A 20,033-nucleotide genomic window follows, 5' to 3' on the forward strand; every position below is an offset into this window, starting at 1 on the left:
CGTCCTGCATTTTCGTTCACATGCCGCGGAGCGGCCTGGACTCGAAGACAGCGATGGCGATCTGGACTCGATTGGCGCAGTCGAGCTTGGACAGAATTCGAGAGACGTAAGTCTTGACCGTGGCGATGCTCATGTAGAGATGTGCGCTGATCTCTGCGTTCGACAACCCCTGGGAGACGGCGATTGCCACTTCCAGCTCCCGCGTAGTCAGAACGTCCAGCGAGTTCTCGCGCGGATTCGAGCGCGAATCGTGTTCACGCCACGCAGAGACCAACCTTCCGACGGCAGACGGTGACAGCATCGACTCTCCGTCGCTCACCTTCTTGACTGCATCGATGATGTCCCGAGGTGGTGTGTCCTTGAGCAGAAACCCGTTGGCCCCCAACCTGAGGGCACGTAGAAGATACTCGTCCGTGTCGAACGTGGTCAGCACGAGGACGGCCGGGGAGGCGACATCCGATTTCAAGATTTCGGTCGCAGACAACCCGTCCATCACCGGCATGCGAATATCCATCAGCACCACATCTGGCTGCAGGGCACGAGTGTCAATGGCCAAGATGAAGTCCCCACTGGTGGCCAAGTACCCGTGCGTTGACTTCTGCGCACCAGATCTTCGCGGCCGCGTTCGCGGCGTGGACATCGACGGTGGTGCCGGCAACGGCCGCTTCGGTGAGCAACGGGACGGCGAGATCTCGTTGGGCGTAGCCGACGAGGTTCTCCACCACACCTTTCGATTGTGGATCGTTGGCGTGGCAGAAGTCCGGCGCGAACCCATAATGGGTGGCGAACCGGACGTAGTCCGGGGTTGGAATGACGACGTTCGCGACGACACCGCCCTTGAGGCATGCCATGCGGTCGGCGAGGACTTTCGCCGGGACACCGCCGACCGCGGCGAGCGCTTCTGCGATCAATGCCATTGTCGTGGTTAATCTCTCGTCGGTCGCGAACGCTACGAACCGCCAGCGGGAGTAGGCCATGACAGCGCAGAACAGGTGCAGACCGCCGATGGTGGCCCAGTCGATGACCAGGTAATCGCCCGGCGCCCACACCGCGGGGCGGCGGCCGCGGTGATGCGCGGCCTTCCATTTCGCTTTCTCCTCGGCGACCAGGCGGCGGAAGTTGCGGTCCGAGCCGTCGTAGCCGGCAGTGCGGGCGATCGGCAGAATCCGTTTCGCGGAGATCCTGCCTTGGGATTTTTCGACGCGTTCGGTGACCAACTCGGTCACGGCGTCGTAGTTGTGTTCACGTTCGACGCGGGCGGCAGGAGTCTGGCCTGCGTGTTCGGCTTCGAATCGTTCGACGGTGCGTCTGACGGTCTTGTGGGTGGTGCCGCACAGTTCGGCGGTTGCGCGGTACGACCCGACTTGGTTGTAGGTGGAAATGATGTCCATACGGTCCCTCGCAGACTTCAATGGAACTCCCCGGGTGGTGCGGTGTGTGGTTGGCACCTTCACCGTCACCGCTCGGGCCAAAAGTTCCTGATCGACACGACGAACACGGGGTGGGGACTTTTAGTTGGCCACCAGTGGGGACCTCGACCTGGCCACCAGTGGGTACTTTTTCATGGCCACGGACAACGAGCCACCCGAAGGCCCTCGTCGCCATCTGCTGCCTCACCCACGACCCTGATTCCGCTGTCCGACTGCAGAATCAGCGACAAACCGGATCGAACGAGTGCATCGTCGTCGACGATAAGCAAGTCGATCATGCGGGCCACGGCAACCATGCCTCCAGAACATATACAGTCGAATCCTCTCCGACTCTGACCCCGTGCTCGAGTCGACCACCCGACAACGTCAGTCGCTCGGTCAGGCCTATCAATCCAGAATGAGAACCAGGCACGTCGGATGGACGGTTCCCGAACGCGTTGGTCACCGACACCCTCGCATCACCGCCCTCGATCCACATCCGTACCGAGACATCGGATCCCGGGGCATGTTTACTCGCGTTGGTGAGTCCCTCCTGCACGACTCGAAAGACGTTTCGGCTCGATGTAGCCGGAACCATCCGATCGGAGGACAAGGTGTCTTCGAATTCCACCCGAACCCCCGCTGCTCGTATCTCGTCGATCAAACCGGGTATGTCTGCGACGGAAGATCCTGGCCTCGTCGGCGGTGAATCCTCGTCCGATCTGAGGACTCCGAGTATTTCACGCAAGTCGTCGAGCGCGCCGTGAGCGCTGGCTCTGATCGTCGCCGCAATGGCCTCGATCTCTGCTCTGTCCGCGTCTGCGCAGACCTCCAACGCCCCCGCGTGCAAACTGACCATCGAAATGCGATGAGCGAGCGCATCGTGCATTTCGCGCGCGATCCGCTCGCGCTCCTGTCCTCGCACTCGATCAGCACGTTCGAGCGCCGCCGCTTCTGCCTTGTCCGCACGATCTCGCAACGAGTCGATCACCTCTCGACGCGCTTTGACGACCATGCCCCACGCAATCGGAATACTCGACAGGGCAACACTCAGAATCAGTGTCGCGTAGAAGGATTGTCCGGACTCGAAGACCTTCAGCCAGAATGCGGACACGACCAAATGGACGGCCGCGACACCGACCGCCATCCTCCACGATCGACGTGAGGCGACCGTGTACACGGCGACGAGCCCGGCACCACCGACTGCGTCGGTGACCAACATCGGCACAGCGATGACCAACGCAATTGCCACCGGCCAACGTCGCCTCCACCACAGCGACGCTGCCGCTGCCATAGAAAGTGTAACTACCAGAGCGATTCTCGGGCCCGACAGCGACTCGGGTAGCTCCGCAACGACCAGCCCTGAGATCGCGAGGGCCAGCACGATTCCGCCGATGTCGAAGAAGCGGTCTCGCCGGCTGATCGACGGTCTCACGCGCGCACCAACGGTCGCCAGTACTGTTTGTTCTTTCTGTCTCGCACCACAATTCCGAGCCTGTCCAGTTCGACACGTAGTTCCGACGCATCCGAACGGGACTTCTTCTCCAACGCTTTCTCGCGCGCACGCATCACAGCGTTGATCTCCGCGGGGAGCAACGGTGTCCCCGACACCCAGCGCTGATACAGATTCTCGTACGGGTCGCCGTCGGTGAACGAGTAACCGTGCGAGGTGAACACCCGTTCCACCGCCTGGGCTTTCTCCTCGATCGGAGCACGGACGACCTGTCGTGACGATGAATCGAGCACCACGAGTTCCTTACCGTCCACGAACACCGTCGCGGCCTCGGACCGGTGGAACTCTGCGGTCTCACCGTCTCGAGTCACACGAAACCCCGACTCCGCGACGACCACCCGGAGGCTCTCGTACAACGCGAATGCCACGAACGCAGCACCGAGAACCACGCCGACAGCCGCAAGAACGTACTGCGCCCACCAACTCGACCACGTGGCCACGAGTTCGAACGGGCCCTGAAACGGTATCCATGCCAGCGTCGTCACCCATGATGCGAGGGACGGGAGAAAGAACCCGAGCGTACCACCGACCAGGGGTGCAACTACGCCGAGAAACACACGGTCACCGGTCGAGAGCCACAGAACCGACTCATTCTTGTTCGCCATGCTCACAACGCTAGCCAGCTGAACAACAACCCAACAGTCTCCGAAAGTCTACGGAGCTCGCTGCTGTCAATCGATACGCCGATTGTGAGCCCATCGGGTCAGCGCATTCCGGTTCGATTGCTGTGTCTTCCTGAGCACGTTCGACGCGTGGGTTTCGACGGTCTTGACCGAGATGAACAGGTCCTCGGCGATCTCACGATAGGTATACCCACGTGCCAACAGCCGCAAGACCTCGAGCTCACGAGGAGTCAGCGAATCGAGTTCCGGATCGAGCGGGGGTTCCGGTGCTGCCGACTTCCCGGTGAACGAGTCGAGTACGAACCCTGCCAGGCGCGGCGAGAACACCGCGTCTCCCCCGGCGACGCGTCGAACACCGTCGGCCAGTTCGGATCCGGAGATGGTCTTGGTGACATACCCACGCGCGCCTGCGCGGATGACGGCGATGACGTCCTCGGCGGCGTCGGACACCGACAGGGCAAGGCATACCGGACCGGCCCCGATCCGACCGAGCACTGCGACGCCACCTCCGTCGGGCATATGCACGTCGAGCAGTACGACATCAGGTTTCGTCGCAGCGATTCCGGCTACGGCATCGGCGACACCTCCTGCTTCCCCCACCACTTCGATGTCGCTCTCACGTCCGAGTTCGGCTCGTACACCGGAACGGAACACTGCATGATCGTCGACGAGAAAGACACGGAAGGTGTCGGTCACCTTGGCTGCTCCTGCGGTATCGGTTGCTCAGTGGTCTTCACGCGTGCTGCATGAGTATCTTCTACGACAGTGCGGGGCATCAGAATTCGAACCTCCGTCCCTTTGCCTACCTGCGAGCGTACCGACACCTCCCCTCCGCGGCGTTCGATTCTTCCCCGAATCGAACGGGTAAGGCCCTGTCTGTCCAGCGGAACGAGGTTCTCGTCGAAGCCTGTTCCTCTGTCTCGGACGAAGACCGTCACCTTGTCCGGTTCGGTCTCGGCGAACAAATCGATATTGGTCTCACCGGAATGTTTCGCGGCGTTGACGAGCGCTTCACGGGTCGCGCCGAGCAACGCGGTGAAATGCTCACGCTGCAACCCCGAAGTGGAGTCGTCTCCCGACAGCTGTACGTCACCGACCGTGATGGGTCTGACCGTGACTCCGTGCTGATCCTCGACCTCGCCCGCGATGGTCTTGAGCGCTTCGGCAAGTGAGGAGTGGTCGGGATCTCCACCTTCGAACAACCACTTACGGAGTTCGCGTTCCTGACCGCGTGCCAGTCGCATCACTTCCTGTGGTTGATCGGATTGCTTCTGTATCAACGCCAGCGTCTGCAACACCGAGTCGTGGAGATGCGAGGCGATCTCTTCTCGCTCTTCGTTGCGAATTCGAGCCGAACGCTCGGAATTCAAGGTGCGCCACATCCGCAACCATAGCGGAACAGTGAGTAGAGCAGCACCGACGAGGGTGACGATGACGGCCAGCAACGACGAACGGACAGAGGCTATATCGACACGCGCCAGCACCACGACGCCGAGGCCGAGCACGATGAGAGTCGCGCCGCCGACGACTCGAGCCCAACTCAGCACAGTCGGTTTCTTCGGCATCCCGAGGATCGAACGCGGACCGTCGGAATCGAACTCTCGCCATACCAGCGCCGCACCGACCACGACGACGACGATCGGCACGAGAGCCGACGCTGCCGTCCCGTCCAAGAGCCATGCCAGACCTGCTGCAAGACCCAGGCCGAGCGCTGCCAGACCGAGGGCCCGCTGCCGCTCGGTTGCACTCGGTCTGTCCACGTCGGAACCCGTGGGCGTGAACATCCACAACAGTCCGTAGGCGAAAATACCGGCGCCTGCCATGACAGCGAGCAACACGAACGCAACTCGCACCTTGAACACGTCGACACCGAGGTGATCGGACAGCCCACCGGCCACACCGCCCACGATGCGTCCGCCGCCGCGCCGGTGGAACACGACCGATTCGGGGCCCGCGGACGAGGGCAGTGGATTGACAGGGTGCACGTCTCCGATCCTGGCACGAATCGGACTCCTCGTGCATCAGGGTCTCCCCTGATCTTCTCGGCTCGGACCTGCACACAGAAAATCGTCCCGACTCAGGAACAAGATCAGGGCGATCCCTGATGTTTTCGCGAGCGCCGAGCGCCACGATGGTATCCATGAGCAACGCAACCGTCTCCGAACAACTACAGCAGATGTGGCGCACTCGCCCGTATCGGTTGCCTCAGCGAGGCCACGTCGCGGGAGTCGCAGCCGGTATCGGATACCGCTACGGTGTCGATCCGGTCCTTATCCGGGTCGCCCTTGTCGTCGGAACCATCTTCGGTGGCGCCGGGATAGTCCTCTACCTTGCGGCGTGGCTGTTGTTCAGCAAGGCCGGCGACTCGGCATCGCCTGCGGAGTCCCTGATGGGAAGGGGCCACAGCTCCGAGTCCAACACCAAAGTGGTCGTTCTGGTGGTGGCGCTGATCATCGCCGTGTCGACGATCGGCCCAGTCGGGGTCGGCCTCGGCGGATCGGGTGTGATCAGCATGTTGGCCTTACTGGCCGGTCTGTGGCTGCTGCATCAGCGACAACCCGAACCTCCCGAGTTCCTCCCAGGTGGTGCTCAGGTGTACGCCCAGCAGGGATTCCCCATCTCGTTCAACACCCCGTACACCCCGAATCCGTGGGCCGGAGCGAACTATCGACCGCCGAACTACCAGCAACAGAACTACCAGGCAGGGAGTTCGAACTACAGCCCGCCCATGTACACCCCATACACGACGCTGCCCAAGAGCTACGTCCCGACGGTGCCCGACTCGCAGGCCGAGCCGACCAAAGTGGATCTGAGCAAGTCGAACACGGAATCGGCACCTGCCGCAGAACCGACACCACCGTCGTGGGACCCACTCGGCGTCGCGCCCTTTGCCTGGGACCTCCCCGAGCCGACCGCGGTACACGTACCCGACGTGGCAGAGAAGAAGAAGCGATCTCGGTGGACGTCGAGCTTCATCGGACTCGCCATCCTCGCTACCGCCATCACCGGCGGCGTCGCTGCCGCGACGGGCTCGGAATGGTTGACGCCGGCACGCATCGCCGCGGTGGGACTCACCGTCGTCGCCATCGGACTACTGCTCGGTGCGTTCCTGCGCAAGGGATACGGCTTGCTGGTCGTGACCGGACCGCTGCTGGGCTTCGTCGTCCTCGCATCCATCGTCGGCCCGATCTCGTTCAACGGTCAATACGCGGGCCAGAAGGTCCATGCGCCGACCACCGTCGCCGAACTGCAATCGAGCTACACCGTGCAGTGGGGAGACCTACAGCTCGACCTTCGAGGACTGGAGCTGACCGAAGCCAAGACGATCGCCGTATCTGTCGCCGCAGGCAACGCCACCATCCGGGTACCCGAATCGATGAACATCATCACCGAGTGCGAGGCCGTCGCCGCCGAAGCGTCGTGCGGACCCAGCGGTATTGTCCAACAAGGAAATTCGTCCGAAGATTCACCGATCCTGACGATCGATGGATCTGCCCGGGCCGGAAACCTGGAGGTTGTTCGTGGCTGAAACATGGCAGTACGGAGACAGTGACGAGGACACGGCCGAGCAGAACAGCGCGCGGACCCGCCCATCGGCGCTGTTGTTCCTGGTCGGGTTGGCAGCACTGATCGTCAGCGTCAGCGCCCTGATAGGGCCGACCGCGCTCGAGGCTCTCAGCGACGTCCAGTTCCGCTGGGTGTTCGTCGTCGCGGCAATCGTCGTCGGACTGGCACTACTGATTGCCCCTAACCGCAAGGGCAAGTAGAGCTCTCGCTCACTCCCACTCGATGGTGCCCGGCGGCTTGCTCGTCACGTCGAGAACGACTCGGTTGACCTCCGACACCTCGTTGGTCACCCGAGTCGAAATGGTTTCCAGGACGTCGTAGGGCAATCGCGTCCAGTCCGCGGTCATCGCGTCCTCGCTCGATACCGGCCGGAGGACGATGGGATGGCCGTACGTACGACCGTCGCCCTGCACACCGACGCTGCGGACGTCGGCAAGCAGGACCACCGGACACTGCCAGATCTGCTGGTCCAGTCCGGCTGCGGTGAGCTCCTCACGCACGATCGAATCAGCCTGCCGCAGCGTCGCGAGACGGTCGCGGGTGATCTCGCCGACGATGCGAATCGCCAGACCGGGACCGGGGAACGGTTGCCGGCCGACGATGTCCTCGGGCAGACCGAGTTCACGTCCGACCGCGCGAACCTCGTCCTTGAACAGAGTCCGCAGCGGTTCGACGAGCTTGAACTGCAGGTCGTCGGGCAACCCGCCGACGTTGTGGTGGCTCTTGATGTTTGCGGTGCCGGAGCCGCCGCCGGATTCGACCACATCCGGGTAGAGCGTTCCCTGTACGAGGAATTCGACGTCGGCGCCGTGGGTAGCGTTCTCCCCCAACACTTCTGCGACAGCACCTTCGAAGCTTCGAATGAACTCGCGGCCGATGATCTTGCGCTTCTCCTCGGGATCCGACACTCCGTCGAGAGCACCGAGAAACGTATCGACGGCGTCGACGGTGACCAGCTTGGCTCCCGTCGCAGCGACGAAATCCTGCTGGACCTGCTCGCGTTCACCTTCACGGAGGAGTCCGTGATCGACGAACACACATGTCAGGCGATCACCGATTGCACGCTGCACGAGTGCTGCCGCGACCGCGGAATCCACCCCACCCGACAGCCCACAGATCGCCTGTCCGGTCGGACCGACCTGTTCCTGGATCTTCTCGACCAGGGCATCCGCAATGTTCGCCGCGGTCCATTCCGCCTTGATGCCTGCAGTCTCGTGTAGGAACCGGCTCAGCACCTGCTGCCCATGCGGGGAGTGCATCACCTCGGGGTGATACTGCACGCCGGCGAGTCGACGCTCCGCGTTCTCGAACGCTGCGACCGGCGCACCCGCGCTCGTCGCAGTAACGGTGAATCCCTCCGGGGCATCGGTGACCGCGTCTCCGTGGCTCATCCAAACCGGCTGCGTCGCAGGCAGACCGTCGTGCAGAACGCCGCCGTCCACCGACAGCTGAGTGCGGCCGTACTCCCGCGTACCAGTGTGCGCGACCGTTCCGCCGAGCGCCTGCGCCATCGCTTGGAACCCGTAGCAGATGCCGAACACCGGGAGGTCGAGGTCGAACACTCTCGCGTCGAGCTCGGGAGCGCCCTCGGCGTACACGCTCGACGGCCCGCCGGAAAGCACCAGTGCGATCGGGTTCTTCGCAGCAATCTCCTCGACCGTCGCGGTATGCGAGATCACTTCGGAGTACACGTTGGCTTCACGCACACGACGTGCAATCAACTGTGCGTACTGAGCGCCGAAATCGACGACGAGAACTGGCCTGGGCAGGGTGGGGTCGGGCTGAAGCGATTCGGTCACCGGGTCAGTCTAGTGGGGCCGAATGCCTGCTGAAGACGCAGCACACATCGATCACGCAGCACCGGTGGTCGCGGGCTTGGGGCTGCGGATCTCGACGATCGGCAGTCGCAGCGCAGCAGGCGCAGAGACCGGCACGACGGGATTGTTCGGTGGGATCGGATCGATCCGCTCGTACGTCGAACCCTGCCTCGGACGCAGGTCCTGCTCACCCTTGTTCGGCCACAGTGCCGCCGAACGCTCCGCCTGCGCACTGATGGTCAGCGATGGATTGACACCGAGGTTGGCCGACACCGCGGAGCCGTCGACGACGAACATCGTCGGGTAGCCGTAGACGCGGTGATACGGATCGATGACGCCATGCTCGGCGTCGGACGCGATGGCACAACCTCCGAGGAAGTGCGCGGTCAGCGGAATGTTGAACAGCTCGCCCCACGTACCGCCCGCGACGCCGCCGATCTTCTTCGCGATGCGACGGGTGGCGTCGTTGCCCTCGGGAATCCACGTCGGGTTCGGTTCGCCGTGGCCCTGTTTGCTCGAGACCTTGCGACCGAACAACCCACGCTTGGTGAAGGTGGTGATCGAATTGTCGAGGTTCTGCATCACGAGAGCGATGATCGTGCGCTCGCTCCAGTTCTTCGTGTTGACCACCCGCACGAAATCGAGCGGGTGGGAGACGAGGGCGATGAGGAATTTGAGCCAGCGTGGAATCCGTCCGCCGCCGTCGGTCATGAGCGTCTGCAGCAGGCCCATCGCGTTGGAACCCTTGCCGTAGCGAACCGGTTCGATGTGAGTGGTGGGCGACGGGTGGAACGACGAGGTGATTGCAACACCGCGGGTCAGATCCATCGTTGGATCGACCTTCAGTTTCGCGGCACCGACGATCGACTCGGAGTTGGTGCGGGTGAGCTCGCCGAGCTTGTCGGACAACCGCGGCAACGCGCCCTCGTCCTTCATCTTGTGCAGCAGGTTCTGCGTGCCCCAGGTGCCTGCGGCGAGCACGACGTTGGCCGCCGAGTACGTCTTCGGATGCTTGCGAACCCATGTACCGGTCCGCTCCGTCGCGACGTCCCACGAACCGTCCGGCAATGCGCGGAGTCCACTCACGGTAGTCATCGGGATGATGTCCGCACCTGCTCGTTCGGCGAGCGCCAGATAGTTCTTGAGAAGCGTGTTCTTTGCGCCGTGACGGCAGCCGGTCATGCACTCGCCGCACTCGATGCAGCCGGTTCGCTCCGGTCCGGCACCGCCGAAGTACGGGTCGCTGACCTTCTTGCCCGGTTCGTCTCCGAAGAACACGCCGACGGGAGTCTGAATGAAGGTGTCACCGACGCCCATATCTTCGGCGACGGACTTCATGACGACATCGGAAGGCGTCATATGTGGGTTTCGTACAACACCGAGCATGCGGGTTGCCTGGTCGTAGAACGGCGTGAGCTCGCTGTTCCAGTCGGTGATGTGGGCCCACTGCTTGTCTTTGAAGAACGGCTCAGGCGGCTGGTAGAGGGTGTTCGCGTAATTCAGTGAACCACCACCGACGCCTGCACCAGCAAGAATGAGGCAGTCGTGCAGAAGATGAACGCGCTGAATACCGAAACAGCCGAGCTTGGGCGCCCAGAGGAATCGCTTCAGATCCCAGCTGGTCTTCGCAAAGTCCTTGTCCTCGTACCGCCGTCCGGCTTCGAGGATTCCAACCTTGTACCCCTTCTCGACGAGGCGCAGCGCCGTCACGCTTCCACCGAATCCAGATCCGACGATCAGGACGTCGTAGTCCGTTGTGCGAGTCTGTGAACTCCGGGTCTGTGAACTCATGGTGACCTCCGCCTCGTACGTACTGCAGCCGGCTTCGACAGCTCGGTACACACTCCCAATCCGATATGACTCGAACCACACCATAGATGACAGCAGACCGTTAACTGACTACAACCTTGTGACAGCTGACACAACGAGTGTAGCTGTAACCTGGAGTATCACCAACTGAGGCAAGGCTCAGTCCGTCCGTTCGAACCCCCACAGTGACCGAATGACCCATTCGGTCACTCCGCGAGCCGCACGCGCACCTTCCAGCCCACGCACACGTTGCAACCCGCGCCCTCGCTGCAACCTGCGCGGCCGGACGGCCGGTCACCCGGAAAGCACACGAAAAAGGCGCGTACCCCGACCGATCGGGGTACGCGCCTTCGACAACTCAGCAGAGATCAGGCCCTGACGTTCAAGCCCACCTTCTGGAATTCCTTGAGGTCCGAGTAGCCGGACTTTGCCATCGAGCGGCGCAGACCGCCCACGAAGTTGATCGAACCGTACGGCTCACTGGACGGTCCGTGCAACACCTGGTCCAGGCTCGGACGGTCTTCGGTTGCGACGGGAAGTAGCGCGCCTCGCGGCATGGACGGGTGCGCGGCTGCCGATGGCCAGTACCAACCGCGTCCGGGAGCCTCAGCGGCAGCAGCGAGCGGTGCGCCGAGTACCGCGGCATCGGCACCACAGGCGATGGCCTTCGCCAGGTCGCCGGAAGTGGTGATGTCACCGTCGGCGATGACGTGGACATAGCGTCCACCGGTCTCGTCCAGGTAGTCCCGACGCGCTGCGGCGGCATCGGCGATGGCGGTAGCCATCGGAACGCCGATGCCGAGGACCTCACCGGTCGTGGTGCTGCCCTCGACCGACCCGTACCCGACGATGACACCTGCGGCACCGGTCCGCATCAGGTGAAGCGCTGTGCGGTGATCGCTCACCCCGCCTGCGATGACAGGTACGTCGAGTTCGGCGATGAACGTCTTGAGGTTCAGCGGCTCTTCGTCACCGTGCGCAACATGCTCGGCGGAGATGATGGTGCCCGCGATGACAAGCAGGTCGATTCCGGCGGCAACGAGAGCCGGAGTCAGGCTCTTCGCGGACTGCGGGCTGACTCGCACGGCGACGGTCACGCCCGATGCCCGTACCTGGGCGACCGCTGCTGCCAACAGATCGGGCTGCAACGGTGCAGCGTGCAACTTCTGCAGGAACGCGACGGGCGCGTCGGCCTCGAAGTCGTTCTCGGCGATCGCGACCAGCTCGTCGAGCTTCGCTTGGACGTCGGGATGCCGGGCCCACAGACCTTCACCGTTGATGACACCGAGCCCGCCGTGCTTGCCCAGTTCGATCGCGAACTCAGGCGATACGAGTGCGTCGGTCGGGTGGGCAAGAACCGGGATGTCGAATCGGTAGGCGTCGAGCTGCCAGGCGGTGGAGACTTCCTTCGACGAACGAGTACGGCGCGACGGCACGATGTCGATGTCGTCGAGCTGGTAGGTTCGCCGGGCTTCTCTGCCCATGCCGATTTCAACGAGGTCGCGCACGCGCGCCCCTTTCTCGAGAAGTGTCGTGGATCTTCAAGTGCGAGGCCGAAAGGCGGTCAGCGCGTGGAGTAATTGGGCGCCTCAGCCGTCATCGTGATGTCGTGCGGATGGCTTTCCTTCAGGCCGGCAGCGGTGATCTGCACGAATTGTGCATTCTGGAGTTCCTCGATGGAGTTGGATCCGGTGTAGCCCATCGCCGCCCGCAGACCGCCGGTCAGTTGATGGATCACCTGTGTCAATGGTCCGCGGTAGGGAACGCGTCCTTCGATTCCTTCGGGCACGAGCTTGTCCTCAGCCAGTACATCGTCCTGGAAGTAGCGGTCCTTGGAGAACGACTTGGCTGCGCCGCGTCCCTGCATCGCTCCGAGCGAACCCATTCCTCGGTAGCTCTTGAACTGCTTACCGCCCACCAAGATCAATTCGCCGGGAGATTCGGCGGTGCCTGCGAGCAGCGAACCGAGCATCGCGGTCGATGCTCCGGCTGCGAGTGCCTTGGCGATATCGCCGGAGAACTGGAGGCCGCCGTCGGCGATGACCGGGACACCGTGCGGCTTGCACGCGGCGACGGCTTCGAGGATCGCGGTGATCTGCGGTGCTCCGACGCCGGCAACGACGCGAGTGGTGCAAATAGAGCCGGGCCCGACGCCGACCTTGACGGCGTCGGCACCTGCCTCGACGAGTGCGAGCGCACCGGCACGAGTTGCCACGTTGCCACCGACAACCTGAACTCGTTCTCCCACCTCGGCTTTGAGCTTGCTGACCATCTCGAGGACCTGCGAGTTGTGTCCGTGCGCGGTGTCGACGATGAGGACGTCGACGCCTGCATCGGTGAGCGCCATCGAGCGAGACCACGCGTCCTGACCGACACCGACAGCAGCACCGACCAGCAGACGACCGTCCCGGTCCTTGGTGGCGTCGGGGTGTTGTTCGGTCTTGACGAAGTCTTTGACGGTGATGAGTCCGGTGAGTGCGCCCTGCCCGTCGACGATGGGCAGCTTCTCGATCTTGTGGCGACGCAGCAGTCCGAGGGCAGCCTCTGCCGTGACGCCCTCGCGAGCGGTGATGAGGGGGGCTTTGGTCATCACGTCGGCGACGCGGCGGTTCTGGTCGACCTCGAAACGCATGTCGCGATTGGTGATGATGCCGACCAGCGCGCCGGTCTCGTCGGTGACCGGAAGGCCGGAGATACGGAAGCGGGCGCACATGGCGTCCACCTCGGCGAGTGTGTCCGTCGGCTTGCAGGTGACCGGGTCGGTGACCATGCCTGCTTCGGATCGCTTCACCGTCTCGACCTGTGACGCTTGATCCTGCAGCGACAGATTGCGGTGTAGAACACCCATGCCACCTGCACGGGCCATGGCGATCGCCATCCGTGCTTCGGTCACGGTGTCCATCGCGGAGCTGACGAGTGGAACTCGCAACCGAATCTCGCGTGTTATCTGGCTCGATGTATCCACTGCACTCGGAATGAGATCCGAGGCTGCAGGCAGCAGCAGAACATCGTCGAAGGTCAGACCGAGCATGGCGACCTTGTTCGGGTCGTCGCCACCGGTACGGACATGTGCCCCGGAACTACTCATGCGGATCTGGCCCTCCCTAGAGCCTGGGTGCATCTCTTCGACGCACGAACGGATGCGGAAGAAAGGCGTGTGTTCGAGAACGGATGGAGAACAAAGACGCGTGCGCTCGCTCGGCCGCACGCCTTCTGTCCATGGTATCGCCTGGAGATCAACCAGCGTGAACGCGCACCACGAAGGGTCGACGAACCCACGCGAACCACCCGAAAAAACGGATGGGTCGGTGTGTCGGACTATGAACGGCTGGCGCAGACCCACCAGTCCTGCGTACCGTGGAGGTGTGCGCGATCAATTGCCTCCAGGTCTACCGCCGGATCCATTCGCCGGTGACCCCGCCGACCCTTCGGCCGCTCTCGACGCGATCGAGCCCGGACAACCGCTCGACCCGCAGGAGCGGCTCGCAGTCGAGGAAGACCTCGCCGACCTCGCGGTGTACGAAGCACTTCTCGGACACCGAGGGATCCGTGGTCTAGTCGTCTGCTGCGAGGACTGCCAACAGGACCACTACCACGACTGGGACATGCTCAGGGCAAATCTTCTCCAGCTATTGGTCGACGGCACCGTGCGGCCTCATGAGCCCGCATACGACCCGGTTCCGGACGCATACGTCACCTGGGACTACTGCCGAGGCTATGCCGACGCGTCGATGAACGACGCACTCCACGGCGACGGGTTCGAAAACTAGCGGGTTCGAGAACTCGCGGGTTCGGAGACGACGACAACGAAAAAGTGCCCTACACGAGCCGTGTAGGGCACTTTTTCGTTTGCAAGCGTGTCAGCCGCCGTTGTCGAGTGTGTCTATCCGGGACTGCGATGTACCTCCGTCGGTCGACCCACTGGCAGTGGCTGTCGTCGGGTTCGGCTCACGCATGATCGAAGCTGCCGGTTCGGAGGTCGTCGTGACCGGGGCCTCCGTCGGCGGTGGCGACACCGGATCGCTGGTCACCGGAGGCAGCGTCAAGTCCGTGCTGCTTTGGACCGGGGGTATGACTGGCACCGACGTCACAGGGAAAGAGGGAACCTCGGGCAACACCGGATCCGGAACGATCGCTTGTTGCTGTGGCAGCAGAACAGGCGGAATCGTCGGGAGGATCGTCTGCAGTTGCTCCATCAGCCGCTGCAACCAGATCTCGAGATCGGTCCGCTGAGCTTGGTCGATGACTTCACCCGACGTCGCCGATGCTCCATCGAGCAACGCCTGGGCTCCTGCAATGTCGCCAGAGGCGATCAACTGCTCTGCCTCTTCGAGCTTCGATGTCGTATCCATCTGTGCGACAGTCGAATCAGCCTGCTCGGAGAACACGACGGACTTGACGCTCCAGAGCGGGTCGCCAGGGGCCGAATTGTACGAGAAGACCACGAGCCCGCCCATCACCAACGCGATGGCTGCGGCAGCACCAGCAACCGGACGGAGCAGACCGCGCCTCGTCCGGCCGGATGCCTTGCGCCGCAATCCGGCTGCCGCGATTTCCTGATCGACCGCAGCGGCTACCTCGTTCAGATCAGGACCAGCGGGCAGTGCGGGTGTGCATATCTCCGCACGCCAATTCGTGAGCAACAGAGCCAGCTGGTAGTCGTTGGCGTTGTCAGTTGCGACGGGACCGTCACCGCGGATGGCTTCGATGAACTCGTCGTCTCGACGTACCGCCGCGATGTCCACCATGCCCGTGTCGGATAGATCACCGAGGGAGCCGCCGGATGGAGTGATCGGCGACCGATCCGGTCGACCGATACGGGGAATGCCATCGCGGCCGTTGTTCTTAGCCATACATTTCACCCGCTTTCACAACTTCGTTCTTCAGTTTCGCGATGGCTCGGTGTTGAGCAACGCGGATGGCGCCTGCAGTACTACCGACTGCCGCCGCTGTTTCCTCTGCCGATAGTCCGACGACTAGGCGGAGCACGAGAATCTCTCGATGCTTCGCCGGCAAGGTGTCCAGCAGGGCGGTCATCTGTCTACTCGACTCGGACTCCAGAGCTTTCTGCTCCGGTCCGTGTTCCGTCGACACGACATCTGGTACTTCGGCGGCCGGATCCGATTTGTTACGTGATGCGCTTCGGTGGGCATCTGCGACCTTGTGTGCCGCGATGCCGTACACGAAGGCCATGAATGGTCTGCCTTGGTCCTGGTAGCGCGGCAAGGCGGTCATGACTGCCAAGCAGACCTCCTGCGCTACGTCGTCCGCAGAGAGCTGACCACGCTCGGCGGACCCCACTCGAGCGCGGCAGTACCGCACGACGAGTGGACGGATTATTTCCAATACTCGGGAAAGTGCGGCTCGCTCGCCTTGCGCTGCGGCAACGACGAAGGAGTCCAACTCCTCACCCGTGTTGTTCATCGCTCAAGAGATCCCCGCGTTACAGTGACGCCGCCCAGTTCGACAAGCGTTTCCACCAGCAGGTGGAACCTAGTAAGGATAGCCACCTCGGATCCGCGGAATCGAACCACTCGGTTCGTGGTCTTATCCATCAGCGAATTCACCGCCCCGCCGACTGAGGAGAGCGACGCACTCGGCGATGATCGACGCCGACGCCGGGGCGTCTCCCAAACCCGCTGTCAGCATGGCCGCAGCCCAGCGCAACGGCACGAGCCCGTGCTCCGAGCAGGCGTCGAGCACGCTGTGTGCAATGCGACGACTGCGTTCGATATCTCCCAGCGAACTGACAGCCGCGGCGACAATCAACTCGGTCTTCGTGATGTGACGTAACGAATCGGTCTCGGTGGCGAGCTCGCGCGCGTCGAAAGCGTGTCGTACCGCCCCCTCGCCATCACCTGAGACCATGGCAAGTTCCGCTCGCACCCACCGCAGCCGCAGTCGCTGTCGCCACAGCGACTCGCAATTTCCCTCGCGCACCATGAGCTCCTGGCAACGGGTCAACAGCGCATCCGCGGCGAAGAAACGTCCGACGCCGAGGGCATCCGCTGCCAGCCCGGTCAACGCGTCACACCTGGCTTGGGCGATGAACGGCCCTACCCGCGTCATGTCGAGTCCGACGAGGGCGATCGCGGCTCCGTCGTATCTCGCCGCACGAACGTGCGCACCCATCTGCCTCGACCATGACGCCCGCGTCGAGGCCATGAGCGACCGTAACCCTGCTGCCACGGCGACAGTGCGCTCGGCCTCGTCGAGTTCGGCGCACGCGGCGCTGTACCTCCCCTGTCCCCCGAGCGCGACCGCACGACGCCACTTGTCGAGCGGATCGGACGCCGCTGGCAGCGGCCAGCGGCCAGGGTCGTCACCCCACGCGGCCGCATGAAAACCGTCGTCGCCTGCAGGCATCACGCTGTCCTCATCCAGTAGCACTCAGCAACGGTACGACGGAGAGGTCCGAGCCCTTCCGGTGAGTACGGTCGCGCCGCACTCGCAGGGTCGGCGGCCGCTGAATTCTCGCCCTTTCTACCGGCAAAGAATCGGAGATTGTCTTGGTTCGCCATTCCGTGCCATGCGTTCGTACGATTTGTTTCATGGAATTAACATTGGTTTTCATGGACGCTCGGTGAGTAGTTTCTGACGATTCTGTAGCCGACAGGTTAATCGGAAACACTGCGCCACCTATCGGAGTAGCTCGGCAGGCACCGTACGACGTGAACGTACGACATGAATCACGGCCGTCACCTAGTACCCGAAGGCACCCGCCTAATCGGCGCACGGGGCAGCAAGTTGCCGCTCCCAATTTCAGCGTACGCAACGCCGACACTATTACCATCACTTCCCTGAACAGCAGAAACAAGGTAGCTACCCCGCCCACAGTGCTGCGCACACCGCCATGACACCAAGCGTCGGGTTCATGCGCGAAGGACCGATCGCGCTTCGGCTCGTAGGACCCGAGGCGGCAATAGTGGCACGGGTGGGCAATTTCTTCACCATGAATGCGTTGCACGAGAATGTGCTGTTGTAAATGTCGGCCGCGTTAACTTCTCGAGTTCTACCTATGTAAATGCCCACGGCGGCGAACTATTGACGCGATTTCATCGCCACGAATAACGTTGGCGTCGTACCCGAAGGCCGGATGAAGTTCTGACCGGTCCTCACGGAACGAGTTCACCACAAGTTCGACCTCACCGCCGAGCGAAGCACATTTCACATTGTCAGGCGTCTTCTTCACGCGTCGCCGCACCGTTCACGGCGAGCACACACCCTAGGAGTCCTCATGCCACAGCCGAACCACCTCCCTGGGCCCAATGCCGATATCTGGGACTGGCAGATGCACGGCCTGTGCCGTGGCGTCGACTCGTCGATGTTCTTTCACCCTGACGGCGAACGAGGCCGTGCGCGTGCCCAGCGTGAGATGCGCGCAAAGGAGATGTGCCGCAGTTGCCCGGTGCTGGCACAGTGCAGGACACATGCCCTCAGCGTCTCTGAGCCGTACGGAATCTGGGGTGGCATGTCCGAGACCGAGCGAGAGATGCACGCGCGTCACAATCGACGACGCATCGCGGTCTGACGTCGGCCGCAGCCTCGACCGAACGAAAGACGGGCCCCTTCGATAATTCGGAAGGGGCCCGTCTTTCTCTGTTGGAGCGTGAAGCTCAGTGGCTGTGGCCGTGTCCGCCCGTAGGCTCTTCGGCTTCCACCGGCTTCTCGACGATCGCACTTTCGGTCGTCAGGATCATGCGCGCAACAGATGCGGCGTTGACGACGGCCGAACGCGTGACCTTGACCGGATCGACGACACCGTCGGCGAGCAGATCACCGTAGGTGAGGGTTGCGGCGTTGAAGCCGTGCCCCTTGGCCAGCTCGGCGACCTTGCTGACGACGACCGATCCGTCGAGACCGGCATTCGTGGCAATCCAGAACAACGGAGCGTTCAGGGCGGCGCGTACAACGGCGACACCGGTCGCCTCGTCGCCCGTCAGGCCCAGGTTGTCCGCGAGTGACAGCCCTGCCTGCGTCAGCGCGGAACCGCCACCGGGGACGATGCCCTCTTCCACGGCAGCCTTGGCCGCGTTGACCGCATCGTCGACGCGGAACTTGCGTTCCTTCAACTCGGTCTCGGTGGCAGCACCGACCTTGATGACCGCAACTCCGCCGGACAGCTTCGCCAGACGCTCTTCGAGCTTCTCGCGATCCCATTCCGAATCGGTGTTCTCGATCTCGCGGCGTAGCTGGCCGACGCGGGCATCGATGTCGACCTGGGTGCCCGCACCGTCGACGATGGTCGTCTCGTCCTTGGTGACGACTACGCGACGCGCCTGCCCGAGGAGGTCGAGCCCAGCCTCCTTGAGGCTCAGACCGACGTCGGCGGTGATGACCTGACCGTTCGTCACTACCGCCAGATCGTCGAGGAACGCCTTGCGACGGTCACCGAAGAACGGAGCCTTCACAGCGACTGCCTTGATGGTCTTGCGGATCGAGTTCACGACGAGAGTGGACAGAACTTCGCCCTCGGTGTCCTCGGCGATGATGAGAAGCGGCTTGCCGCTCTCTGCGACCTTCTCGAGCAACGGCAAGAAGTCGGGCAGCGAGGTGATCTTGTCGCGATGGAGCAGGATGTACGCGTCTTCGAGCACAGCCTGCTGCGCATCGAGATCGGTCACGAAGTACGGCGACAAGTATCCCTTGTCGAACTGCACGCCCTCGGTGACCGTCAGCTCGGTGCTGAGGCCAGAGGACTCCTCGACCGTGACGACTCCGTCGGCACCGACACGAGTAAGTGCCTCGCCGACCAGTTGACCGATCTCCGGATCGCGCGAGGACACCGTCGCGACCTGTGCGATTGCGTCCTTGCCCTCGACCGGTGTTGCCGCAGCCAGAAGCTCTTCGGCGACCTTGTCGGCAGCCTTGGCGATTCCCGAACCGAGTGCGATCGGGTTGGCGCCTGCAGCGATGTTCTTCAGGCCGCCGCGCACGAGTGCCTGCGCAAGAACGGTCGCGGTGGTCGTGCCGTCTCCGGCTACATCGTTCGTCTTGGTGGCCACGCTCTTGACGAGCTGAGCACCGAGGTTCTCGAACGGGTCTTCCAGGTCGATCTCACGCGCGATGGAAACACCGTCATTGGTGACCGTCGGGCCGCCGAATGCCTTGGCCAGCACGACGTGCCTGCCGCGTGGCCCGAGCGTCACCTTGACGGCGTCGGCGAGCTTGTCGACGCCACGCTCGAGAGCGCGGCGTGCGTTCTCGTTGAATTCGATTTGCTTGGACATCTTCTGGGGCTACTCCTTCGAGTTCGGGACTCGATCGAAACGCAGTCCGCCCCGGGACCGAGTGT

General features: G+C 63.0%; 18 protein-coding genes and 1 pseudogene. 4 read left to right on the forward strand and 15 right to left on the reverse strand.

What is annotated here, in order from left to right:
• Positions 1–16: 16 nt before the first annotated feature.
• From WDS16_RS13600 to WDS16_RS13630, 7 genes and pseudogenes are all read right to left on the reverse strand, one after another.
• Positions 17–556, reverse strand: a complete 540-nt coding sequence (locus WDS16_RS13600; protein ID WP_338893152.1) for a response regulator transcription factor — start codon at positions 554–556, stop codon at positions 17–19.
• Positions 557–581: 25 nt separating this feature from the next.
• A pseudogene (gene istA, locus WDS16_RS13605) lies at positions 582–1,412 on the reverse strand (IS21 family transposase); the annotation flags it as partial.
• A gap of 149 nt (positions 1,413–1,561) precedes the next feature.
• Entirely contained in the window at positions 1,562–1,708 is a 147-nt protein-coding gene (locus tag WDS16_RS13610) for a hypothetical protein (protein ID WP_338893153.1), read from the reverse strand.
• Positions 1,705–2,844 (reverse strand): sensor histidine kinase, encoded by a 1,140-nt coding sequence (locus WDS16_RS13615; RefSeq protein ID WP_338893154.1) that lies wholly within the window; start codon positions 2,842–2,844, stop codon positions 1,705–1,707. The genes WDS16_RS13610 and WDS16_RS13615 overlap by 4 nt, the downstream gene beginning before the upstream one ends.
• Positions 2,841–3,527, reverse strand: a complete 687-nt coding sequence (locus WDS16_RS13620; RefSeq protein WP_338893155.1) for a YqeB family protein — start codon at positions 3,525–3,527, stop codon at positions 2,841–2,843. The genes WDS16_RS13615 and WDS16_RS13620 overlap by 4 nt, the downstream gene beginning before the upstream one ends.
• 66 nt (positions 3,528–3,593) lie before the next feature.
• Positions 3,594–4,241: a response regulator transcription factor gene (locus WDS16_RS13625; protein ID WP_338893156.1), complete on the reverse strand. Its 648-nt coding sequence runs from the start codon at positions 4,239–4,241 to the stop codon at positions 3,594–3,596.
• Entirely contained in the window at positions 4,238–5,530 is a 1,293-nt protein-coding gene (locus WDS16_RS13630) for a PspC domain-containing protein (protein ID WP_338893157.1), read from the reverse strand. The genes WDS16_RS13625 and WDS16_RS13630 overlap by 4 nt, the downstream gene beginning before the upstream one ends.
• 155 nt (positions 5,531–5,685) lie before the next feature.
• On the opposite strand from WDS16_RS13630, the gene WDS16_RS13635 reads away from it, so the two are divergent.
• Together WDS16_RS13635 and WDS16_RS13640 are read left to right on the forward strand one after the other, a co-directional pair.
• Entirely contained in the window at positions 5,686–7,074 is a 1,389-nt protein-coding gene (locus WDS16_RS13635; protein ID WP_338893158.1) for a PspC domain-containing protein, read from the forward strand.
• Positions 7,067–7,312 (forward strand): hypothetical protein, encoded by a 246-nt coding sequence (locus WDS16_RS13640; protein WP_338893160.1) that lies wholly within the window; start codon positions 7,067–7,069, stop codon positions 7,310–7,312. Before WDS16_RS13635 ends, WDS16_RS13640 begins: the two co-directional genes overlap by 8 nt.
• 9 nt (positions 7,313–7,321) lie before the next feature.
• Here WDS16_RS13640 and guaA read toward each other — a convergent pair whose 3' ends face one another.
• The 4 genes from guaA to guaB form a co-directional block, all read right to left on the reverse strand.
• Positions 7,322–8,911 carry a glutamine-hydrolyzing GMP synthase gene (gene guaA, locus WDS16_RS13645; protein ID WP_338893162.1) on the reverse strand — a complete coding sequence of 530 codons (1,590 nt, stop codon included), beginning with the start codon at positions 8,909–8,911 and terminating at the stop codon, positions 7,322–7,324.
• 51 nt (positions 8,912–8,962) lie between these two features.
• A complete protein-coding gene (locus WDS16_RS13650; RefSeq protein ID WP_338893163.1) occupies positions 8,963–10,720 on the reverse strand; it encodes a GMC family oxidoreductase in 1,758 nt (585 codons plus the stop codon).
• Positions 10,721–11,106: 386 nt separating this feature from the next.
• The gene (locus tag WDS16_RS13655; protein ID WP_338893164.1) at positions 11,107–12,246 is read right to left on the reverse strand and encodes a GuaB3 family IMP dehydrogenase-related protein; all 1,140 of its coding nucleotides are present in this window, start codon (positions 12,244–12,246) and stop codon (positions 11,107–11,109) included.
• A 56-nt stretch (positions 12,247–12,302) separates the two neighbouring features.
• Positions 12,303–13,826, reverse strand: coding sequence for an IMP dehydrogenase (gene guaB / locus WDS16_RS13660; protein WP_338893165.1), 1,524 nt, complete (start codon positions 13,824–13,826; stop codon positions 12,303–12,305).
• Between the two features lie 277 nt (positions 13,827–14,103).
• Between guaB and WDS16_RS13665 the strand changes: the two genes are divergently transcribed.
• Entirely contained in the window at positions 14,104–14,508 is a 405-nt protein-coding gene (locus tag WDS16_RS13665; RefSeq protein ID WP_026347520.1) for a DUF5319 domain-containing protein, read from the forward strand.
• 90 nt (positions 14,509–14,598) lie between these two features.
• Here the strand turns inward: WDS16_RS13665 and WDS16_RS13670 are convergent, their stop codons facing one another.
• The 3 genes from WDS16_RS13670 to WDS16_RS13680 form a co-directional block, all read right to left on the reverse strand.
• Positions 14,599–15,591, reverse strand: coding sequence for an anti-sigma-D factor RsdA (locus WDS16_RS13670; RefSeq protein ID WP_338893166.1), 993 nt, complete (start codon positions 15,589–15,591; stop codon positions 14,599–14,601).
• Positions 15,584–16,162, reverse strand: coding sequence for a sigma-70 family RNA polymerase sigma factor (locus WDS16_RS13675; RefSeq protein ID WP_338893167.1), 579 nt, complete (start codon positions 16,160–16,162; stop codon positions 15,584–15,586). Before WDS16_RS13675 ends, WDS16_RS13670 begins: the two co-directional genes overlap by 8 nt.
• A 123-nt stretch (positions 16,163–16,285) precedes the next feature.
• Complete coding sequence (locus tag WDS16_RS13680; protein WP_338893168.1) at positions 16,286–17,104, reverse strand: hypothetical protein; 819 nt, start codon at positions 17,102–17,104, stop codon at positions 16,286–16,288.
• An 871-nt stretch (positions 17,105–17,975) separates the two neighbouring features.
• Here WDS16_RS13680 and WDS16_RS13685 point away from each other — a divergent pair.
• Complete coding sequence (locus WDS16_RS13685) at positions 17,976–18,269, forward strand: WhiB family transcriptional regulator (RefSeq protein WP_082898115.1); 294 nt, start codon at positions 17,976–17,978, stop codon at positions 18,267–18,269.
• Positions 18,270–18,354: 85 nt separating this feature from the next.
• Here the strand turns inward: WDS16_RS13685 and groL are convergent, their stop codons facing one another.
• A complete protein-coding gene (groL, locus tag WDS16_RS13690) occupies positions 18,355–19,968 on the reverse strand; it encodes a chaperonin GroEL (RefSeq protein WP_338893169.1) in 1,614 nt (537 codons plus the stop codon).
• Between the last annotated feature and the right edge of the window lie 65 nt (positions 19,969–20,033).

Source organism: Rhodococcus sovatensis (assembly GCF_037327425.1).
In the GTDB taxonomy this organism is placed as follows: domain Bacteria; phylum Actinomycetota; class Actinomycetes; order Mycobacteriales; family Mycobacteriaceae; genus Rhodococcoides; species Rhodococcoides sovatense.